Below are 19,610 nucleotides of genomic sequence, written 5' to 3'. Positions count from 1 at the left end.
CAGGGTGTTTATGAGTAAAAAGATACTTTCAATGCTCTCTAAAACTTTTATGTTGATTTCTTGTACATTACTTTTTGGGGAGTCCAAAAAAAATATAACTCACTATATAATGAATCACTCAAAGGTTTATATTCCCAAAGAAGACTTAAGTGAAGATTTTGACAACGAAGAAGAGATAATCTATCATAAGAAAAATGAAATTTCAAAAGATAACAACTCAAATGCACCAAGTAAAAAATCAAATAAATTTAAAGTTTCAGATAACAGAAAAACAAGAAATAATATCTTAACAAATGAAGAGTTACAATATCCACAAAGTTTAAACACAAAAAATTTTTACTCAGAACAAGAAAATATAGACGATTGGTTCATAAAAGATATAGATAACTTAAAACTTAGAATTGAAAACTATGAGAAAAAAATAGAAAATATAGAAAATCTTTTAAGTCACACAAATATAAAATCAATAAAAAACAAGAATGAAGAATACGAAATTTTAACAAAAAGTTTAAAAGAAATCATTGAAAAGATAAAAAATCTAATTAACACAAAAGAAAACTTATTTAATCATGCTCCTCAATCAAAAAACAATCATTACAACAATGATCAAGAATATGAAGAAAACCAAAATGAATATATATCAAATGAAGAATATAATTATCCACCTGAAAAAAACACATATGATATGCATGTTCAAGAACAGGAATATTTCAATTCAGAAACCCAAATCCTAAGTGAACTGGACAATAAAATCAATAATAACAAAGATACTCTTAACAACAACACTCATAAATTAAGTGAACTGGACAATAAAATCAATAATAACAAAGATACTCTTAACAATAATACTCACAAATTAAGTGAACTGGACAATAAAATCAATAATAACAAAGATACTCTTAACAACAACACTCATAAATTAAGTGAACTGGATGATAAAATCAATAATAATAAAGATACTCTTAACAACAATACTCACAAATTAAGTGAACTGGACAATAAAATCAATAATAACAAAGATACTCTTAACAACAACACTCATAAATTAAGTGAACTGGATGATAAAATCAATAACAACAAAGATACCCTTAACAATAATACTCACAAATTAAGTGAGCTGGATGATAAAATCAATAATAATAAAGATACTCTTAACAATAATACTCACAAATTAAGTGAACTGGATGATAAAATCAATAATAATAAAGATACTCTTAACAATAATACTCACAAATTAAGTGAACTGGATGATAAAATCAATAATAATAAAGATACTCTTAACAACAATACTCACAAATTAAGTGAACTGGATGATAAAATCAATAACAACAAAGATACCCTTAACAATAATACTCACAAATTAAGTGAACTGGATGATAAAATCAATAATAATAAAGATACTCTTAACAACAATACTCACAAATTAAGTGAACTGGACAATAAAATCAATAATAACAAAGATACTCTTAACAACAACACTCATAAATTAAGTGAACTGGATGATAAAATCAATAACAACAAAGATACCCTTAACAATAATACTCACAAATTAAGTGAGCTGGATGATAAAATCAATAATAATAAAGATACTCTTAACAACAATACTCACAAATTAAGTGAACTGGATGATAAAATCAATAATAACAAAGACACCTTATTAGCATTTCAAAAAGAATTAATAGACTTAAAAAATAATCATGATACTAGCTTAAAAAATATAGAAAACAATTTATCTTCAATAGAAAAAGTAATCAATGCACTAAAAGACAAAATTGATAAAAATGCAGAATTATATGAAGAGAATAAAGATACAATTCAACAAAAGCAAGACAAAATAAATATATTAAATGAAAAATTAATGAATAATGAAAATGCTATTTTAACACTTAAAGAAGAATTTACAAAATACAAAAACAAAGACCTCTTTACACATGACAACGGAGAATCGCAATACACAAAAAAAGAATTTTATCCTAACAATGAAAAAAAAATACATAAAAGCAGTGTAATAAAAACTGCTGAATTTACAATATATCCAGATACACATTCAAACAATTATAATTTTAAAGATCAAAGCAGTGAGTTTGATTTTAAAAAATCTAACGGATACTACATTGAAATAGAACCAACAAAAAATTTATATAGAGCACAAGAAATTTACAAACTAATCCCAAAATATAATGTTAAAACCCATTTCATTAATCCATCACTCAAACATAAAGAAAAATTTTTCAGAAACTTAATAAAAATAGAACATGCAAATGAGATAGGAACTCTATACAAAAACCTAGCATCCGAATTTAAAAAGATAAGAATAATAAAATAAATTTAATTATCTAAATCCACAAAATCTTTAATATCAAAAAGACCAAAGGTTTTAATTCCCAAATTATTAGCTTTTTGCAATTTTAATCCGGGTTTCTCTCCAACAAGTAAAAAATCTAAACGCTTAGTAACTGCCCTATTGAAAATAGCACCTTTTTTAGTAATCTTTTCAATAAGAACATCTCTAGAATGCCCTTCAAAAGAACCTGTAATACAAAATTTTTTGCCAAACAAAAAAGAATCATCCACAACATAATTAGTATTATATTCTTCCAATTTAAACCCTAATTCTTTAAAAAAATTAAACTTATCAAGAATAATCTTATCATTAAACGCTTCAATAATATTTAAAGCTATCTTCTCACCTATTCCCTTAATCTTTAAAAGTTTGGCAAGAGCAGCCTCTTTATTTTTACAAAGAGTACTAATTATATCAAACGAATTTAAATTATTATTAATTAAAACCAATATTGTATTTGCTCCAAGCTCCTTAATTCCCATACCAAGAAGCAACTTTCTAAATGGCCTACCTTTACTATCGCTAATTGAACGCTTTAAATTATCTATTCTCTTAAGATCAAAACCCCTTAAATTAATAAGTCTATCAAAATTAAAAGTATAAAGCTCAATCTCCGAAGATATAAACTTCATTTCAAAAAGGAACTCTATTGTTTTTCCTGAAAGTCCTACAATATTCATGCATTTTTTACTACAAAAATACTTTATCTGTTCAATTATTCGATAAGGACAATGTTTATTTACACAAAAAAGATGTGAACCCTCTTTAATTAAAGCCATTTTACATGAAGGACAATTACTAGAAATTTTAAAACTACCAATCGAAAGCTTTTCTACCACCAATTCAACAGCAGGAATTACATCTCCACGTCTTGAAATTGCAACAACATCTCCAACATTTAAGCCAATAGAGTCTATATAATCTTGATTATGCAGACTTGCATTAGTAATAAAAGCCCCCGCAACAAATACCTTCTCCACATGTGCAACAGGAGTAATTTTGCCACTGCGGCCAACCTGAACAACTATGTCAACAATTTTGCTTACGCCTGTGCAAGATTCAAATTTATAAGCTACTGACCACTTTGGATGATGAGAAGTATATCCTAAAATATCCCTTAAAATAAAGCTATCAACTTTCAACACAACACCATCAATCTCATATTCTAAAGAATTTCTTTGCATCTCTATCTTTTTAACATGATTAGTAATTTCTTCTAAGTTTTTACCACCAAAAAATTTACAAAAAGGATTAATTTTAAATCCAAATTTCTTAAGTTTATCAAACGCATCATGATTAGTACTCAATCCAAAACTAGAATATAAAATATCATAAACAAAAATATCTAAAGGAAAACTAGCAACTTCTCTACTATTTATTCTTCTCAGTATACCTGAGGCTAAATTTCTAGCATTAAGGTAAGGATTCTTTAATGTGTGATTTATTTTCAAAAAATTTTCCTTAGTAATATAAATTTCACCCCGCAATACTAATTCAACCTTTTCATCAATAGACAAAGGAACATTTTTAATTGTTCTAACATTCTCAGTAACATCATTACCAACCCTTCCATCTCCCCTAGTCAAAGCTTTCTGCAATATCCCATCTTTATAATAGAGAACAATTGAACACCCATCAATTTTGGGTTCAACTGAGATACCAGTATAAGCTCCCAAACTAGAACCTTCTAAGACCATTTTCTCAATCCACAATAATAATTCCTTAATATCATAAGCCTTATCCAAACTTAATATAGGAAAAGAATGTGTAACCTCTTCAAAATTATTTAAAAGATCGCTTCCAAACTTAAGAGTGGGAGAATCCAAAGTTTTATATTCAGGATACTTACTTTCCAAATCTTGAAGTCTTAAAAGAGCTTTATCATAAGTCAAATCACTCACACTGGGTGAGGAATCAACATAATACTCTTTATTCCATTTTCTGATATTATCTCTTAAACATAAAATTTCATCTTCTATATCTTTAATCATAAATTTAACATTGAATCTACCCAAAATTTACATTATATTTTAACAAAATAATGTAAATAAAAATATAAATTTTCAGGGATAAGTTATTGAGTAATAAACTCATTCATTTTAAAATCTAAAGTAAAATACAAAATAGATAATTATGCATGATATCTTTATTTATATTAAATGATATTTAATATGTTATCATGTTAAAATTAAGTAAGGAGTGGGGTTTGGAAGAAAATAAAAAGGCCTTAATAGTTGATGATTCTATTTTTATGCGAAAAAACTTAATCAAGATATTGAAAAAACTAGGCTTTAACGAATTTTTTGAAGCAGAAGATGGAATACAGGCTATTAAAGAATTCGAAAAACAGGAAGAAATCCATCTAATAACTCTTGATATAACAATGATGAGCATGGATGGCATTACAGCCCTTGAAAAAATAAATGAAGTTAACGAAAAACTTGCAAGAAAAATGAATGTATTGATGGTTACAGCACTTGGAAAACAAGAACTCATTGCAAAAGCTTTAGAACTTGGAGCAAAAGGATATATTACAAAACCTTTCAAAGAAGAGCAAATAGCGGAACAAATAAAAAGATTAAACTAGGAAAAAATCCTTGATAGCAAAAGAAGAAATCTATAAAAAAACACAAATCAATACATCAAGTCCTATATCAATATTGGTAATGCTTTATGAGAAAGCAATACAAGATTTAGAGCTTGCCAAAGAATTTTATAAAAGTAAAGATCCAACTAGTACAGCAAAAGCAGATGAAAAAGTTTACCATGCACAAGATATCATCATTGAATTAATGTCTACACTCAATTTTGAAGATGGTGGGGATATTTCAAATAACTTATTCTCAATATATTCTTTTTTAAACAAAACATTAGAAAATGTTATATTAGAAAAGAATAGGGATAATATTCAAGAAGTTTTAAAGCATCTTAAAAATCTGCACACAGCTTGGAAAGCATTGCTTAAAAAAGATAATAATATTATTAACAAGAAATTAGGAATCAATATTGTCAACTAATAGAATATTAAAAATATATTTAAAAGATTTAATACTTGAACTAAAAAAATTAAAAGCTATTCTAGAATTTGAAAATGAAGAAATCAATAAAGGAATGCTAAACATATTAAATATTACAAATCCTGCAAAGGATTTAATCTTAAATTCAATCAATAATCATTATATAACCATAAATTCATGGCTAAAGGAACAAGAACAAATGCAAGAAGAAATTAAAAAATTAATTGGGGACACTTGCTTGTTAAAAGAAAAAATATGCATTCAATATCACAATACACACAAAACTTTAAAAAGGCTATTTGCTCAAAAGACAACAATACCAAAGACACAATTGTCTAAAACTCTCTTTAAAGACAATAACCCAATTTTAGTAGATGTAAAAATATGAAAGAAATTTACCTAATTGATGCCTTAAATATAATATTTAGAAACTATCATGTAATGAAAAACAATCCTTTAACAAATAAAAAAGGAGAAAATGTCAATGCATTTATTGGATTTTTCAAAACTCTTTTTTTCATAATAAAAGAGAAAAATCCAGAAAATCTAATTGTAACTTTTGACTCAGAGACACAAACATTTAGACAACAAAAGTATCCAAGTTACAAAGCAACAAGAGATGCTCCTCCAGATAATTTAATCACACAAATTTACTGGATCAAAGAAAGTCTAATAAAAGCAAATATCCCAATGTTCGAAATACAAGGATACGAAGCTGATGATCTTATAGCCAGCTTTGCAAAAAAAGCAGAAATCAACAATTACTTAACTTATATCATTTCTCCAGACAAAGATTTATTACAACTGATGTCGTCTAAAACCAAAATACTTAAAATCGAGAATAGCAGCTTTGTGGAAATGGATAATGATTATGTGATGAAAAAATTTGGAGTAAATAAATCCCAAATCAAAGATTATTTATCCATTGTTGGAGACAGATCAGATAATATACCAGGTATCAAAGGAATTGGGGAAAAAGGAGCTGTTAAGCTACTAAATGAATTTCAAACATTAAATAGAATATACGATAATTTAGATTCTATCAACAATAAATATAGAGAAATATTACTAAAAGAGAGAGAAAATGCCTTTTTAAGTTATGCACTTATCAGTCTTGTAGAAGATCTAAAATTGCCAGCACTTGAAAAATTTAAACTGGAAAACTTAAAAGAAGACATCCTTTTATTATTTGAAGAATATTCTGCAACAACCCTAATTAAATCTTACAAGACTATATTAAAAAAAAGATATGCTACAAATCAAACACAAAAGTCGCTCTTTGAAACCAATATAAATCAAACAGACACAGAGATTTTACAAACAACAACATCACATTTAAATGCTCTTAAAACAATACAAGAAGAAAATATCAAATATGAAACAATATTAAAAAAAGAACAACTTGACTTACTAATGGAAAAACTAAAACAAGCAAACTATGTAGCAATAGATACAGAAACAACTTCTCTTAATGTCCATGAAGCGCAAATAATAGGAATTTCGGTTTCATTTAAAGAATTTGAAAGCTACTATATTCCTATAGAAACTAAAGAAAAAAAAACTATTGAAAAAGAATACATAATCCAAAAATTCAATGAATTTTTTAAATCAAAACCTAAGTTAATTGGTCAAAACTACAAATTCGATTACAAAATACTTAAAAAACATGAATTTAATGTAATCCCACCTTACTTTGATACAATGATAGCAGCATATGTTATCGATCCAAACACAAAAGTATCTCTTGATTTCTTAGCAGAAAAATATTTAATGCATAAAAATATCAGGTACGAAGAAATAGTAGCACAAAATGGTACTTTGAAAGATATACCACTTGAGATGGTCTCCAATTACGCTGCTGAAGATGCTGATATTACTTTCAGGTTATTTAAAATTTTTACAAAAAAACTCAAAGAAGACAACCTTGAAAATCTAATGACAGATATAGAAATGCCATTTAGCAATGTCATTACAGAAATGGAAGAAAATGGAATTTATCTCGATAAAGATTATCTAAGACAATATGGCTATGAACTTGATAAAGAATTAAAATTAATTGAAAATGAGATAATAAAAAGTATAGGTATTGAATTTAATCTAAATTCAACGAAACAACTACATACGGTCTTATTTGAAAGATTAAATCTAGTACTACCCCAAAATGTCAAGCAAGATTCAACAGACATTAAGGTACTAGAGACAATAAAAGAGCAACATGAATCTATACCAAAACTCATACAATATAGGCAAATCGCAAAACTAAAAAATACATATACAGATAATTTAATAGAGTTTGTAAATGAAAAAACAAACAAAATACATACAAATTTTATACAAACAAAAACAGCAACGGGTCGCATTTCAAGCACCTCACCTAACCTACAAAATATTCCAATCAAAGATGAAAAAGGACGTAAAATAAGAGAAGCATTTAAACCTGAGAAAGGCAATATTTTTATTTCTGCTGACTATTCACAAATTGAACTTGTCATACTAGCCCACCTCTCAGAAGACGAATCATTAATTGAGGCATTTAAAAATAAAAAAGACATTCACATAAAAACAGCATCGCAACTCTTTAAAGTAGATGAGGAAAAAGTAACATCTTCCATGAGAAGAATAGCAAAATCAATTAATTTTGGAATAATTTATAGAATGTCAGCCTTTAGGCTCTCAAAAGAACTGTCCATTAAAAGAGAAGAAGCTCAAAAGTTCATCGATTCATACTTCAATCTTTATTCTAAAATAAAAACTTTTATACAAAATCAAATAGATTTTGTCAGAAAAAATGGATACAGTGAAACTCTTCTTAAAAGAAGGAGATATATAAAAGAAATTAATAGTCAAAATTACTCAGAACGCTCAGGAGCTGAACGAATAGCAATAAATAGTACAATTCAAGGCAGTGCATCTGATATAATGAAAATAGCAATGATTAAAGTATATAATGAACTTAAAAGTAAAAACTTAAAGTCAAAAATACTCTTACAAGTACACGATGAAATGCTAATCGAATCGCCCGAACAAGAATGTGAAGAAGTAAACAAAATAATCAAAGCAATGATGGAAAATGCCTATCCTTTAAAACTTCCTCTAAAAGTAAATATTGAGACTGGAAAATCATGGGGAGAAATTCATCGATAATTGGCATAACTGGTAGAATATCAACTGGCAAAGATACCGTTTCAAAAATTATTAGCAGTGAATATGGTTTTCACGAAATAAATGTAGATAAAATTGGACACACAGCCCTACAAGCAAAACAAGACACAGTAGTCAAGATATTTGGGAAACAAATATTAAATAATAAAAACGAAATAGAAAGAATAAAACTGAGAAATATTGTATTTAATGACAGGAAAAAACTAGAAAAATTAGAAACAATCACACATCCCCTTATATATAAAGAAGTAGAACAAGTAATATTAAAGAAAAAATTTGATAAAATCATAATTAATGCTGCACTACTTTTTAAATTAAATCTTGCAAAATTCTGCGGACATATATTTATAACAAAAGCAAATGATGAGATAATAAAAAATAGACTCAAATCAAGTCGCAATATTGATGAAAATTTGATTATAAATATTCTTAAGAGTCAAAAAGATATTTTTTTAAATAAAAATATTCTAAATTCAAAAATAATAAATATAATTAACAATAAGAGCTATGAATATCTAAAAAATGAGATTAGAAAAAAGATGAAAGAGGTAACATAGATGAGAGATTTTAATGAAAATAATAACAAAGGATTTTTAGTAGCATTAACTTCAATTGTAACTGTTTGTACAATTATATTTCTTGGAATAATTATTTTCTTCCCAAATAAAAACTTAGCCTCCGAAATCGCGGGTAAAAATATTATTTTACAAGAAACAAAAGATGAAAACGTCATAGAAAGTGAAAATAATGAAGATACTTTAGCAATAACTGATAAGCCAAATGAAATCATAATTGACCTCACACAAGATATCAAACAAGATAAAAGTTTCAATAGTAGTATAAATCAAAATAATAAAAAAATTATTAACAAAAAAGAACCACAAATCATAAATCAACATAAAACTACAAACACACATACAAAAGAAGAAAAATTACAAAAAACACAAACAATTGCAAAGACAAAACAAGAAAACAAAAAAAAACAAAAACACAATAACTTTGAAAACAAATATGACCCTCGAAAAGAATACTACATACAATTTGCATCACTCGCAGATCCAATCTCTGCTGATAACAATATTCAAGAATTGATGAAATATAAAATAAATGCAAAAATCTATTCAGCAACAATAAACGATAAAGACACCTATAGAGTCAGATCTGGACCTTACAAAACCATATCAGAGGCAAAACTCGATCTCAATAAAATATCAGGCTCAAGTGAGTTTAAGGATGCTTACATATTAACTATTAACAAATAAATCAAAATTAGAGACATACTTATGATATTTCTCTAAATAAACATCATGCATACTGGCACTAAAAGATATAACCTGTTTAAATTTAGCAAGCTTTTTAAATGCCTTATCCAAGCTATCGAACTCCCCTAAGCAACAAAAAGCCAAGATTGCATTACCGATAATCTCAGCATGTTTAAATTCAAATATCTTTAAATCTTTACCAATAATATTCGATTTTAGTTCATTTAAAAACAAATTATCTGAATTAGAACCACTCACAAAAATGTCTAAAACATCCATTTTAAAAGATTTAAGCTGAAGTATTTTATTGTAAAAGGAAAAATAAGCGGCTTCAAGAATTGCAATTCCTATCTGTAAAGGATTATCTACTTTTCCAAAAATACCTTTGTTCAAATTATCTCTTATTTGCGAATCTATTAAAATATGATCAGAAAAAAGCTCCCTCTTGCTTAAATAAAAATAAACATTACCTGAATCATATACTCTAGGAATCTCTTCAAAAAATTCCTCAAACGATTTTTTCTTTTTAAATAATCTATCTTTAAACAATTGCAACAAGTATCCAGAAGGAACTATTCTTCCAATAACAAATAAATTATCTAAAAAATAAGGATACACCAAAGAAAAGTCTGACAAATATGCATCTGAGATAAAATTAAAACCCTCGCTTGTACCTGTTCTATTTGAGACAATCCCAGAAAAGAATGCCCCACTTCCAATAAGAACGCTTAAATAATCCATTCCAGCATTAATTACTTCTATCCCACTATCAATGCCAAATTCAATACTAGCACTATTAGTAACCCGACCAGCAACCTCTCCCATCCTTAAGAAAGGGGGAAATTTATTTGTATCAAGATTATGCTCTCTTATTTCAATATCATTCCAAATAAAAGGAATATAAGACAGACTTGGATAGCTTGTAATCAGATTATCTGTAAGCAAATAAATAAAATACTCAAAACAAGATACAAAATATCTAACCTTGTCATAAACTCCCCTCTCAACTGTGCTAAGCACAAAGGGTAAGAAAGATGATTTCCCTCTAAAGTTACTAACCACCTTAGAAGAATTCCAATGTAAAACTTCCAAAGGAACCAAATTTGAATCAAGAGCTATTAGACATGGAGAAATACCACTAATAGAAATACAATCTATTTTTTTATACTTAAAATTAGAAATTATTCTCTTGAAAGCAAAAAGCCATATTTTATAATCAAAGTTTTCAAAATCAACATTGAAATGATCAAAATAATTTACATCAAAACTCTCTAAAACCCCATGATGAGAATTAATTAAAGCGGATTTTAAAGTACTAGTACCAATATCAATACTGAGTACATCCATAAAATTAACTCTTAGAAATCAAATTTTGAATGTCATGACTTCTATCAAGAATTTTTTGCAAACTAACCCTATTGTGAATGGCAAAAATTGCACCTGCAAAAAGATGTGCAACATTAGCTTCATAATACCAAGGTTTACTTATAAGCCTATCATCATGATACACAGCATTTGTCCCAATTATTTTATAAAAATAGCCTTCCTCATAAGCTTTATCAAAATATCTAATTGCATCTCCATTAAAAAATGGGAGACTTATTGCACATATAATCTTCTTAGCCCCCATACTTTTTAAAAGTTTCACAGCCTTAATTAAGGTTCCACCAGTAGCCAAAATATCATCACTCATAAAAACATTTTTACCCTCAACATCTCCTAAAAGTTTAGTAACAGAAATATTAGAATCGTTAACATTATGCGTTACCTTTGAATAATCTCTTTCCTTATAAAGCAAAGCTAAAGGCCTTTTAAGATTAGATGCAAAAAATTTGTTCCTATTAACAGCACCTGTATCAGGAGAAACAACTACCAAACTTGAATCTCTAATATCTATTAATTCAGCTAAAGCATCAAAAATTTCATAAGACGCATTTAAATTTTCAAAATACGTTTTTCTAAAAACATTTTCAATCGCTTTTGAATGAATATCTAGTGTTAAAATATGTTTAACTCTCAATTCTTCTAAAAATCTCCCAAAAAGACTTGCTGTTAAACCTTCTCTTGAATGCTTTTTATCTTGCCTCGAGTAAGGATAAGAAGGAATGATAACACTAACAGAATTAGCCTTAGCCTGCATGCATGCATCTATTGTGGTCATCAAATTCATTAAATGATCATTAATTGTCATTACTACTTTTTCATTATTATTTACATTAACTGGATAAGTATTAGAAACATCTTGCACGATAAAAATATCTTTATTTCTTATGGTTTTTAAAATTTCTGCCTTAAATTCACCATTAGCAAACTTAACAAAATTTACAGGAATCTCCACCGACTCATCAAATCTTAAGTTAGAAAATTCAAGTCCTTCTAAAAAAGGAGACAAAATTTCTTCAAGCTTCAAGACATCTTCTTTGAAACAACTAGAAGTTTGCGAAATTTTTTCAATAACTTCACTCTCACTATCTAAAAATATTTTTTTAAGTTCTTCCATTATTTTATCTGCAAATACCCTTCCACCGGGACAGGCAATAATTCCTATTGATTTCTTAATAAGCAAACCCAATTTTAAAACTCCCTACTTCAAACAGAAACTCTTTACTTCATTGTACATCAATACAAATAATTCACACAAGATTAAAGAAAATCTCTAAAGTTAAAACAGTAACAATTTTAATCATTAACAAATTAAAACTAGCCAATGCAATAAGCTTAAAAACGCAAAAATTTATTTATTATCCACCTAAATAACTCCAAACTCAAAACCTATACCAAGCTTAAAATCAGAAAATTTATTATTCTGAATATTCCAACAATAATATCCCTCAAGTACCAAAAAAGCAAATGTAGATCTTGCACCAAGATCCCAACCAAAAATATCATATTCATCCATGATGGAATCCCTAAAAGCAGTAGCCATATTAACTCTAGGCCCAGTAAATAATGCAACAGATCCAATAAAAAAATCTAACCTTGTATAAACTCTAGATTCAATGGCTGCAATGAATGAAAAAATATCACTCAACCGTCCCTTACGATTAACATACCTCAACACATTAAAACTAAATCCAAGTTCAAAACCAAGTGAAAAAAAATCATCAAATTTTGCTCCCATTTGAGCATATCCCCCATAAGTTAAACCGGTCTTAGCAATGTTAACCATATCTGCAAAATCTGTAACAATTTTTTCTCTAGCTAAATCAGAAATATTACTCTCAAGTTCTTCACCAATATATAAAGCTGTATTATAAAAGTTTGAAATAGTACTAACCGGAAAATCCAGGCCAACCCCCAAATTAAGTTCAAAATCAACATCTGAGAAAGCATTACTTGTAATAAATATCAATAAACTCAAAAATAAAATCTTTATCTGCATAACACTTAAGTCCCCCAAAATATTTAAATGAATTTGCACATTAAGATCATTAAAAAACAAATGCCAAAATTATCATAAAACAATCTTTAACCTCTAATCCTCCAAAACGGACGAGATTATCTCACTTGCATTAGAAGGAACTGAATATTTTAATTCCTTATATTTTAAAATATACTTCTTTGCGGTTTCCATGTCCTTCTTTAAATGATAAATATAAAAAACATTAAATAACGCTTCTTGATTAGCAGGTGCGATTTCCAAAGTTTTTAAATACAATTTTAAAGCCTCTTCTAAATTTTCCTTCCTAAAATATAGATAAGCTTTTAAATTAATCAACAAAATATTGTCCTGATCATTTTCCAATAAAGATTCAAGCTTTAATCCAGCTTCATCATATTTCTTCAAATTGATATAAGCCAAAATAAAATTATAAGTAGACGCATCATTCACATTAGAATTAAATTTAATAGCTTGTTCATAAAGTTCAACGGATGCCTGATTATTACCAAGCTCCTCATTTAATTTGGCAAGCTTATAATACTCATCTGAAATAGTTTGATAATCTTTAGCAAGAGTTTTACAAGACAATACAAAATAAAAAAGGAAAAAAAATAACCCCTTATACATTAAAGCAAAACCCAAATACTAGACTAAAATAAACATTATAAATTTCAATCAAACATCAATCAATGTCTAAATAACTACCGGTATCTCAAATCCAAGTCCAGCCCTTAAATCTCTATATTTAAAATCATTAATAGAAAATAATAATGACGATTCAACACTAAGAAAGGCTAATCTCAATCTAAAACCTGTCTCAATAACATTAAAAGGATTAGTTACTCTGCCATTACCAATTAAATTCCCTGTATAAACAGGATCTACAACTAAAGATCTATCACCAAAACCTGAAAATAAAGTAGCTGCTAAATAATAAATATCATATTTTATGAATAATCTCGGAACTATCCCTGAACCCAACTTGACAGGATAGGAAGCCTTTAACAGGTTTAAATTAGGAAACATCATCCTTCCAAGATTTACACCAAATCCAAGTTCAAATCCATAATAAAAATTACTGGTAGCAATAGGAAGACCAATTTGAAAATAACCCTGAAAACCAGTACTAAATAAAGGTGACAATTTTTGCCGCAAAGCATCATTTAAAACAGTCCCTGGTGTAGAAATTTCTTCACATAATCTCAAAAAATCATCTTGATTACTAATTCCAAACTCATTTAATTGACTAAATATTACTTCTTTTAACTCAATAGCTCGTTTTGCCGTTTCTTCTAAATCAACTAAGAGTTTTCTTATACTCGCTCCAGTCTCACCTAATTTTTGAAGCGTAACCTTGTTGTTTAACTTACTCAATTCACGCAAAAATTTCTTCAAATCATGAGTACTATTTACAAGTGAGTCTAAATCACTCAAATCCGAATCATCCACATTATCCAACTGTGAATCTGAATTCTTTCTATTCTTAAACAGCCTAATGAGAAGACTTAAATTGTTTTGAAAAGAACTATATAAAACAGCTGCACTGTTTTCAAATTCACTTAAACGATTGAGAAAATTATTTTGAAAATTTGGCAAAATAGTAAATAATTCAAAACTTATCAATTTATCTAAAACTGTGCCAGTTTTTCTATTAAATAAAGAAAATGACTCAAGACTAATTTGTGTACTAAAACCCGCTGAGAAATATACAAACTTAGCATAAGATATACTAAAAGATAAAAATAGTATTATAATAATTAAAAATTTTTTCATATCCTAAGCCCTTACAAGATAATTACAAGATGATAACATTTATTACAAAAAAATACAATCCAATTTTACTTTTTAAATCAAATTATATTATCCCCCATTATCAATTTAAAGGAAAAAAATTAAGAAGGATTCCTATACATTAAGAACCATTCTTAAATAACTAAGTCAACAACTAAAATTAAAGCTTTTCTTGGTCATACTTATTAAATATATGTTCCGTTAAATATTTACCAACTGACCTTTTCTCTTGTACAAGCTTAGATATTATATTAAAGTGTCTTGGTTCAATCTTAAAATATTTATAGGCTCTTCCGTCCTTAAAAAATACAGAAAGTTCAGACAAAGCAGAATCATAATCAACCTGACATATTTTACTCAATTCATGAGATATTGTTAAAGTATTCAAACTTATATCCTCCAATGATTAATTCTTAGGAGTATAAAATATAAAGTAAAGAAAGAGTAGATTCATTAAATATTAAGCATTTTTAATCAATGAAATCAAAATTTACTAAATGATATATTCCTTATAATTAACTGTATATGTTTAATACAATTTAGTCAAGCAAGTCTATAAATAACTGGACTTTCTCACAAGCTACAATTGAAAAATAATTAATTTAATTTTATAAATTCAATACGAAAAAACCCCTGCTAAAAAAAGCAATTAAATATATTACTTAACATTTAGACAATGAAACTCCCTTAAGTCAAAATCGACCAAAACAGTTTAAAATAGACTTTTTTTAAAAAATTATGTAGAATAGTTAGGATAATTAATGTTCTAAGTATACATCATTCAGGAGGAAAAATATTCCATGGACTATAAAAAATTGCGAAACATAGGTATTAGTGCCCACATTGATTCAGGAAAAACAACACTCACAGAACGTATTCTTTTTTATTGCAACAAAATTCATGCCATTCATGAAGTAAAGGGAAAAGATGGAGTTGGAGCAACAATGGATTCAATGGAACTTGAAAGAGAACGGGGCATCACAATTGCATCTGCTGCAACTCACGTTGAATGGAAAAACCATCCAATAAATATTATTGATACTCCGGGTCACGTTGACTTCACAATTGAGGTTGAACGTTCACTTAGAGTGCTAGATGGCGCGATACTTGTTCTCGACTCTGTTGCAGGGGTTCAATCTCAATCAATTACAGTTGACAGACAATTAAAAAGATATAATGTACCACGTCTTGCCTTCGTAAATAAATGTGACAAAACCGGAGCCAATCCTAACAATGTAAAAGATCAACTTAAAGATAAGCTTGGTTTAAACTCAGTTTTAATGCAAATTCCAATAGGACTTGAAGATAAACACATGGGCGTTGTGGATCTTGTTTTAATGAAAGCCTATTACTTTGAAGGCAAAGATGGAATAGAAATTATAGAAAAGGAAATTCCTGCTGAGTTAACTAATGAGGCTGAAGAAAAGAGAAAAATAATGCTTGATGCTTTATCTGATTTTAATGATGAACTTATGGAACTTCATATGGAAGGAGAAGATATAGCTGTAGAGACAATATATGATGCCATTAGAACAGGTACTTTGGCTTTAAAATTTTGTCCCGTATTTATGGGTTCTGCTTATAAAAACAAAGGTGTTCAACTTTTACTTGACGCTGTAAATAGATTTTTGCCTTCTCCTCATGACATCAAAAATGTGGCTCTTGACCTAAACGAAAACGAAAAAGAAATTGAACTTAAAACTGATGAAACCTTACCAACTGTAGCACTGGCTTTTAAACTAGAAGATGGACAATACGGACAATTAACTTATGTAAGAATATATCAAGGGATTTTAAAAAAAGGACAAGAACTAATAAATTCAAGAACTTCTAAGAAATTCAAAGTTGGTAGACTTATTAGAATGCATGCTAATAACACTGAAGACATTGAATTTGGAAGCAGTGGTGATATCGTTGCATTATTTGGGATAGAATGCGCATCAGGAGATACATTCTGCGAACCTTCAATTAACTATTCAATGACATCAATGTACATTCCAGAACCAGTAATATCTTTATCAATAAAACCCAAAGATAAAAAATCAGCTGACAACATGGCAAAAGCTCTTGCAAGGTTTACTAAAGAAGACCCTACATTCAAAACTTATGTAGATGCCGAATCAAAAGAAACAATAATACAAGGAATGGGTGAGCTACACTTAGAAGTTTACATTGAAAGAATGAGAAGAGAATTTAAAGCAGAAGTTGAAACAGGGATGCCTCAAGTAGCATACAGAGAAACCATTACAGACAAAGCAGAATTTAACTATACTCACAAAAAGCAATCAGGAGGTGCAGGTCAATTTGGAAGAGTTGCTGGCTTTATGGAACCACTTGAAAGTGAAGGACAAACTTATGAATTTGTCAATCTTATAAAAGGTGGAGTAATTCCAACGGAATACATTCCATCATGTGACAAAGGATTCCAAAAGGCTATGGAAAAGGGAACTTTAATCGGCTTCCCAATTGTCGGGATTAAAGTCACAATTAATGACGGTCAATATCACGTTGTTGACTCATCAGACATTGCATTCCAACTTGCAGCAATAGGAGCATTCAGAGAAGCTTATAATAAGGCAAAACCTACAATACTCGAGCCAATAATGAGAGTAACTCTTGAAGGTCCAACCGAATTTCAAGGCAATATGTTTGGGCTCTTAAACCAAAGAAGAGGAATAATTTTGGGATCTGTTGAAGAAGGAAATTTCTCAAAAGTTGAAGCTGAGGTACCTTTAAGTGAAATGTTTGGATTTTCAACCGTTTTAAGATCTTCCACACAAGGAAAAGCTGAATTTTCAATGGAATTCCTAAGATACGGGAAAGTTCCAAGTACAACATTTAATGAATTATGCAAAAAATTTAACGAACAAAAATAAGGAGGAATCATTATGTTTGAATTAACGCATGAAAAACAAGAAATAAGGATAAAAAACAAATTTTTGGCTCAGGTTTTTGGATTAATGGCAATTGGTCTCTTAATATCTGCAATATTTGCATACACAACATCTGAAAATCCTGCAATGCGAGCTATAATATTCACAAATCCAATGTCATATATAGCAATGATACTTGTACAATTTGGACTTGTTTATGCAATAAGCGGAGCAATCGAGAAAATATCAAGCAGTACAGCAACAGCTCTTTTTCTAGGATACTCAGCTTTAACAGGAGTAACACTATCTTCTGTATTTATGATATATACTCAAAGTTCAATATTCTATACATTTGGAATTACTTCTCTAACTTTCCTTGCAATGTCCTTTTACGGATACACAACAAGCACAGACCTTACAAAAATGGGAAGCTATTTTATTATGGGATTATGGGGCATCATTATTGCATCTATTTTTAACATATTTTTTAGAAGTTCGGGTCTCAATTTTTTAATCTCAATTTTAGGTGTCATATTATTTACAGGTCTAACGGCTTACGATGTTCAAAATATTTCTAAAATGAATAGAATGTTAGAAGACAGTACCGAAATTAAAAGTAGAATGGCAGTTGTAGCCTCTCTAAAGCTTTACCTAGATTTCATAAATTTATTCTTATATTTACTAAGATTTTTAGGAGAAAGAAAAGATTAAAAGCCAAAATACAAATTTAAAGCTAACGTTAAAGTAAAAATGAATGCTTAAGTCAAGCATTCATTTTTAGGAGTTAAATTGAGCATAGATACTCTAGAATTTGAAGAAAACAATACCCAAAATGTTATAAAGGGTAATTTTGAATTTGAAGGATATATAGAAAGCAATAAACCAATAATCATTGAAGGGGTACTTAAAGGAATCATAAATTCTACAAGTTCAATATACCTAAGAGAAAAAGCTAATGTAGAAGCAGAAATCAAGTGTAATAATTTCCTAAATCATGGAACAATGAAAGGTAATGTAAAGGCTTTAGAAACAATAAAAATTTATAAAACTGGAAATTTAATCGGAAACATTAAAACAAAAGAACTCTTCATAGATTCAGGGGCACTCTTTAACGGAAATTGTGAAATGGAGGAAAAAAATGGTAAATAAAAATTTTTGCTCAAAAATAATTCTCATATTACTCTCATACCTAAGCCTCCTAAGTGCACAAGGAAAAGAAGATTCGCTTTTACTCTACAGACAAGGCAAATTTCAAGAAGCTATTCTCAATACCCAAAACGAAATAAAATACAATCCAAATAATTTAGATGCAAGAGTAATACTTATATGGAGTCTAATAGCAACAGGCGAATACAAAAGAGCAGAACTAGAATCCATCAAAGGAGTTGAAATAAATAAACATGATGTAAGAATAATCCAAGCATTAGGAGAAGCCTATTTTTTTCAAGGACAATATAAAAACGCTCTTAAACATTTTCAAAAATATATTGGTCTTGAGCCTAATGGAGCAAGAATAGCTAAAGTATATATTTTAACTGCAGACTCTTTTTACAAACTTGAAAGATATAATGAAGCTGATTTCGCATATGAAAATGCTTTAAGATTTTTGCCAAATAATCAAAACATACTATTAAAGCTTGCAAAAGCAAGGTTTAATGCAAAAAATACAATCTTAGCAAAAGGAATTCTAACAAAATTGCTAACCTTAAATCCCAATCATTTAGAAGCAAAAAACCTGCTAAAAAAGATAGAAAAAAATAATCATAATCCTTGACATTA

Annotated in this window: 18 protein-coding genes; 11 read left to right on the top strand and 7 right to left on the bottom strand. The window is 28.4% G+C overall.

Annotated elements, in window-relative coordinates; genetic code table 11:
• Positions 1-10 precede the first annotated feature (10 nt).
• Entirely contained in the window at positions 11-2,326 is a 2,316-nt protein-coding gene (locus tag bvRMA01_RS02795) for a hypothetical protein (RefSeq protein ID WP_247032023.1), read from the top strand.
• A gap of 2 nt (positions 2,327-2,328) precedes the next feature.
• On the opposite strand, the gene ligA is transcribed toward bvRMA01_RS02795, so the two are convergent.
• Entirely contained in the window at positions 2,329-4,335 is a 2,007-nt protein-coding gene (gene ligA / locus bvRMA01_RS02790) for an NAD-dependent DNA ligase LigA (RefSeq protein ID WP_247032021.1), read from the bottom strand.
• Between the two features lie 215 nt (positions 4,336-4,550).
• Here ligA and bvRMA01_RS02785 point away from each other — a divergent pair, with 215 nt between their 5' ends.
• The 6 genes from bvRMA01_RS02785 to bvRMA01_RS02760 are packed head-to-tail and all read left to right on the top strand — an operon-like array spanning position 4,551 to position 9,785.
• On the top strand, positions 4,551-4,931 hold the full coding sequence (locus tag bvRMA01_RS02785; RefSeq protein WP_247032019.1) for a response regulator: 381 nt from the start codon (positions 4,551-4,553) through the stop codon (positions 4,929-4,931).
• A 10-nt stretch (positions 4,932-4,941) separates the two neighbouring features.
• Positions 4,942-5,361, top strand: a complete 420-nt coding sequence (fliS, locus tag bvRMA01_RS02780; RefSeq protein WP_011772492.1) for a flagellar export chaperone FliS — start codon at positions 4,942-4,944, stop codon at positions 5,359-5,361.
• Positions 5,351-5,749: a hypothetical protein gene (locus tag bvRMA01_RS02775; RefSeq protein ID WP_247032017.1), complete on the top strand. Its 399-nt coding sequence runs from the start codon at positions 5,351-5,353 to the stop codon at positions 5,747-5,749. The genes fliS and bvRMA01_RS02775 overlap by 11 nt, the downstream gene beginning before the upstream one ends.
• Positions 5,746-8,505 (top strand): DNA polymerase I, encoded by a 2,760-nt coding sequence (polA, locus tag bvRMA01_RS02770; protein WP_247032015.1) that lies wholly within the window; start codon positions 5,746-5,748, stop codon positions 8,503-8,505. Before bvRMA01_RS02775 ends, polA begins: the two co-directional genes overlap by 4 nt.
• Positions 8,484-9,080, top strand: a complete 597-nt coding sequence (coaE, locus tag bvRMA01_RS02765) for a dephospho-CoA kinase (protein WP_247032013.1) — start codon at positions 8,484-8,486, stop codon at positions 9,078-9,080. Before polA ends, coaE begins: the two co-directional genes overlap by 22 nt.
• The gene (locus tag bvRMA01_RS02760; RefSeq protein WP_247032011.1) at positions 9,081-9,785 is read left to right on the top strand and encodes an SPOR domain-containing protein; all 705 of its coding nucleotides are present in this window, start codon (positions 9,081-9,083) and stop codon (positions 9,783-9,785) included. It abuts the gene before it with no gap.
• Here the strand turns inward: bvRMA01_RS02760 and bvRMA01_RS02755 are convergent.
• From bvRMA01_RS02755 to bvRMA01_RS02730, 6 genes are all read right to left on the bottom strand, one after another.
• Positions 9,768-11,132, bottom strand: a complete 1,365-nt coding sequence (locus bvRMA01_RS02755; protein ID WP_247032009.1) for an FGGY-family carbohydrate kinase — start codon at positions 11,130-11,132, stop codon at positions 9,768-9,770. The two genes, bvRMA01_RS02760 and bvRMA01_RS02755, sit on opposite strands and share 18 nt — an antisense overlap.
• Positions 11,133-11,136: 4 nt before the next feature.
• Positions 11,137-12,357, bottom strand: coding sequence for a ribose-phosphate pyrophosphokinase (locus bvRMA01_RS02750; RefSeq protein WP_011772486.1), 1,221 nt, complete (start codon positions 12,355-12,357; stop codon positions 11,137-11,139).
• A gap of 177 nt (positions 12,358-12,534) precedes the next feature.
• Positions 12,535-13,167 (bottom strand): hypothetical protein, encoded by a 633-nt coding sequence (locus bvRMA01_RS02745; RefSeq protein WP_247032007.1) that lies wholly within the window; start codon positions 13,165-13,167, stop codon positions 12,535-12,537.
• A 93-nt stretch (positions 13,168-13,260) separates the two neighbouring features.
• Positions 13,261-13,794: a tetratricopeptide repeat protein gene (locus bvRMA01_RS02740; RefSeq protein ID WP_247032005.1), complete on the bottom strand. Its 534-nt coding sequence runs from the start codon at positions 13,792-13,794 to the stop codon at positions 13,261-13,263.
• A 66-nt stretch (positions 13,795-13,860) separates the two neighbouring features.
• Entirely contained in the window at positions 13,861-14,940 is a 1,080-nt protein-coding gene (locus tag bvRMA01_RS02735; RefSeq protein WP_247032003.1) for a hypothetical protein, read from the bottom strand.
• Between the two features lie 178 nt (positions 14,941-15,118).
• Complete coding sequence (locus bvRMA01_RS02730; protein ID WP_025375539.1) at positions 15,119-15,346, bottom strand: KTSC domain-containing protein; 228 nt, start codon at positions 15,344-15,346, stop codon at positions 15,119-15,121.
• Positions 15,347-15,758: 412 nt separating this feature from the next.
• Here bvRMA01_RS02730 and fusA point away from each other — a divergent pair, with 412 nt between their 5' ends.
• From fusA to bvRMA01_RS02710, 4 genes are all read left to right on the top strand, one after another.
• Positions 15,759-17,834: an elongation factor G gene (gene fusA / locus bvRMA01_RS02725; RefSeq protein ID WP_247032001.1), complete on the top strand. Its 2,076-nt coding sequence runs from the start codon at positions 15,759-15,761 to the stop codon at positions 17,832-17,834.
• Positions 17,835-17,846: 12 nt separating this feature from the next.
• Positions 17,847-18,542, top strand: a complete 696-nt coding sequence (locus bvRMA01_RS02720; RefSeq protein WP_247031999.1) for a Bax inhibitor-1/YccA family protein — start codon at positions 17,847-17,849, stop codon at positions 18,540-18,542.
• Positions 18,543-18,620: 78 nt separating this feature from the next.
• Entirely contained in the window at positions 18,621-18,980 is a 360-nt protein-coding gene (locus bvRMA01_RS02715; RefSeq protein WP_011772479.1) for a bactofilin family protein, read from the top strand.
• Positions 18,970-19,605: a tetratricopeptide repeat protein gene (locus bvRMA01_RS02710; RefSeq protein ID WP_247031997.1), complete on the top strand. Its 636-nt coding sequence runs from the start codon at positions 18,970-18,972 to the stop codon at positions 19,603-19,605. The genes bvRMA01_RS02715 and bvRMA01_RS02710 overlap by 11 nt, the downstream gene beginning before the upstream one ends.
• The last annotated feature ends 5 nt before the right edge of the window (positions 19,606-19,610 follow it).

The sequence above is a fragment of the Borrelia venezuelensis genome, from assembly GCF_023035835.1.
Classification (GTDB): Bacteria; Spirochaetota; Spirochaetia; order Borreliales; family Borreliaceae; genus Borrelia; species Borrelia turicatae.
The sequence above is the reverse complement of the archived record's forward strand: the minus strand, read 5'-3'. Positions and strand labels throughout refer to the sequence as shown.

Excerpts from the sequence above, each read along its gene's own strand:
- bvRMA01_RS02755 (WP_247032009.1), bottom strand. The coding sequence starts at position 11,132 with ATGGATGTACTCAGTATTGATATTGGTACTAGTACTTTAAAATCCGCT.
- bvRMA01_RS02740 (WP_247032005.1), bottom strand. The coding sequence starts at position 13,794 with ATGTATAAGGGGTTATTTTTTTTCCTTTTTTATTTTGTATTGTCTTGT.
- bvRMA01_RS02710 (WP_247031997.1), top strand. The coding sequence starts at position 18,970 with ATGGTAAATAAAAATTTTTGCTCAAAAATAATTCTCATATTACTCTCA.
- bvRMA01_RS02795 (WP_247032023.1), top strand. The coding sequence starts at position 11 with ATGAGTAAAAAGATACTTTCAATGCTCTCTAAAACTTTTATGTTGATT.
- bvRMA01_RS02735 (WP_247032003.1), bottom strand. The coding sequence starts at position 14,940 with ATGAAAAAATTTTTAATTATTATAATACTATTTTTATCTTTTAGTATA.
- bvRMA01_RS02760 (WP_247032011.1), top strand. The coding sequence starts at position 9,081 with ATGAGAGATTTTAATGAAAATAATAACAAAGGATTTTTAGTAGCATTA.
- polA (WP_247032015.1), top strand. The coding sequence starts at position 5,746 with ATGAAAGAAATTTACCTAATTGATGCCTTAAATATAATATTTAGAAAC.
- ligA (WP_247032021.1), bottom strand. The coding sequence starts at position 4,335 with ATGATTAAAGATATAGAAGATGAAATTTTATGTTTAAGAGATAATATC.
- bvRMA01_RS02745 (WP_247032007.1), bottom strand. The coding sequence starts at position 13,167 with ATGCAGATAAAGATTTTATTTTTGAGTTTATTGATATTTATTACAAGT.
- fusA (WP_247032001.1), top strand. The coding sequence starts at position 15,759 with ATGGACTATAAAAAATTGCGAAACATAGGTATTAGTGCCCACATTGAT.
- coaE (WP_247032013.1), top strand. The coding sequence starts at position 8,484 with ATGGGGAGAAATTCATCGATAATTGGCATAACTGGTAGAATATCAACT.
- bvRMA01_RS02720 (WP_247031999.1), top strand. The coding sequence starts at position 17,847 with ATGTTTGAATTAACGCATGAAAAACAAGAAATAAGGATAAAAAACAAA.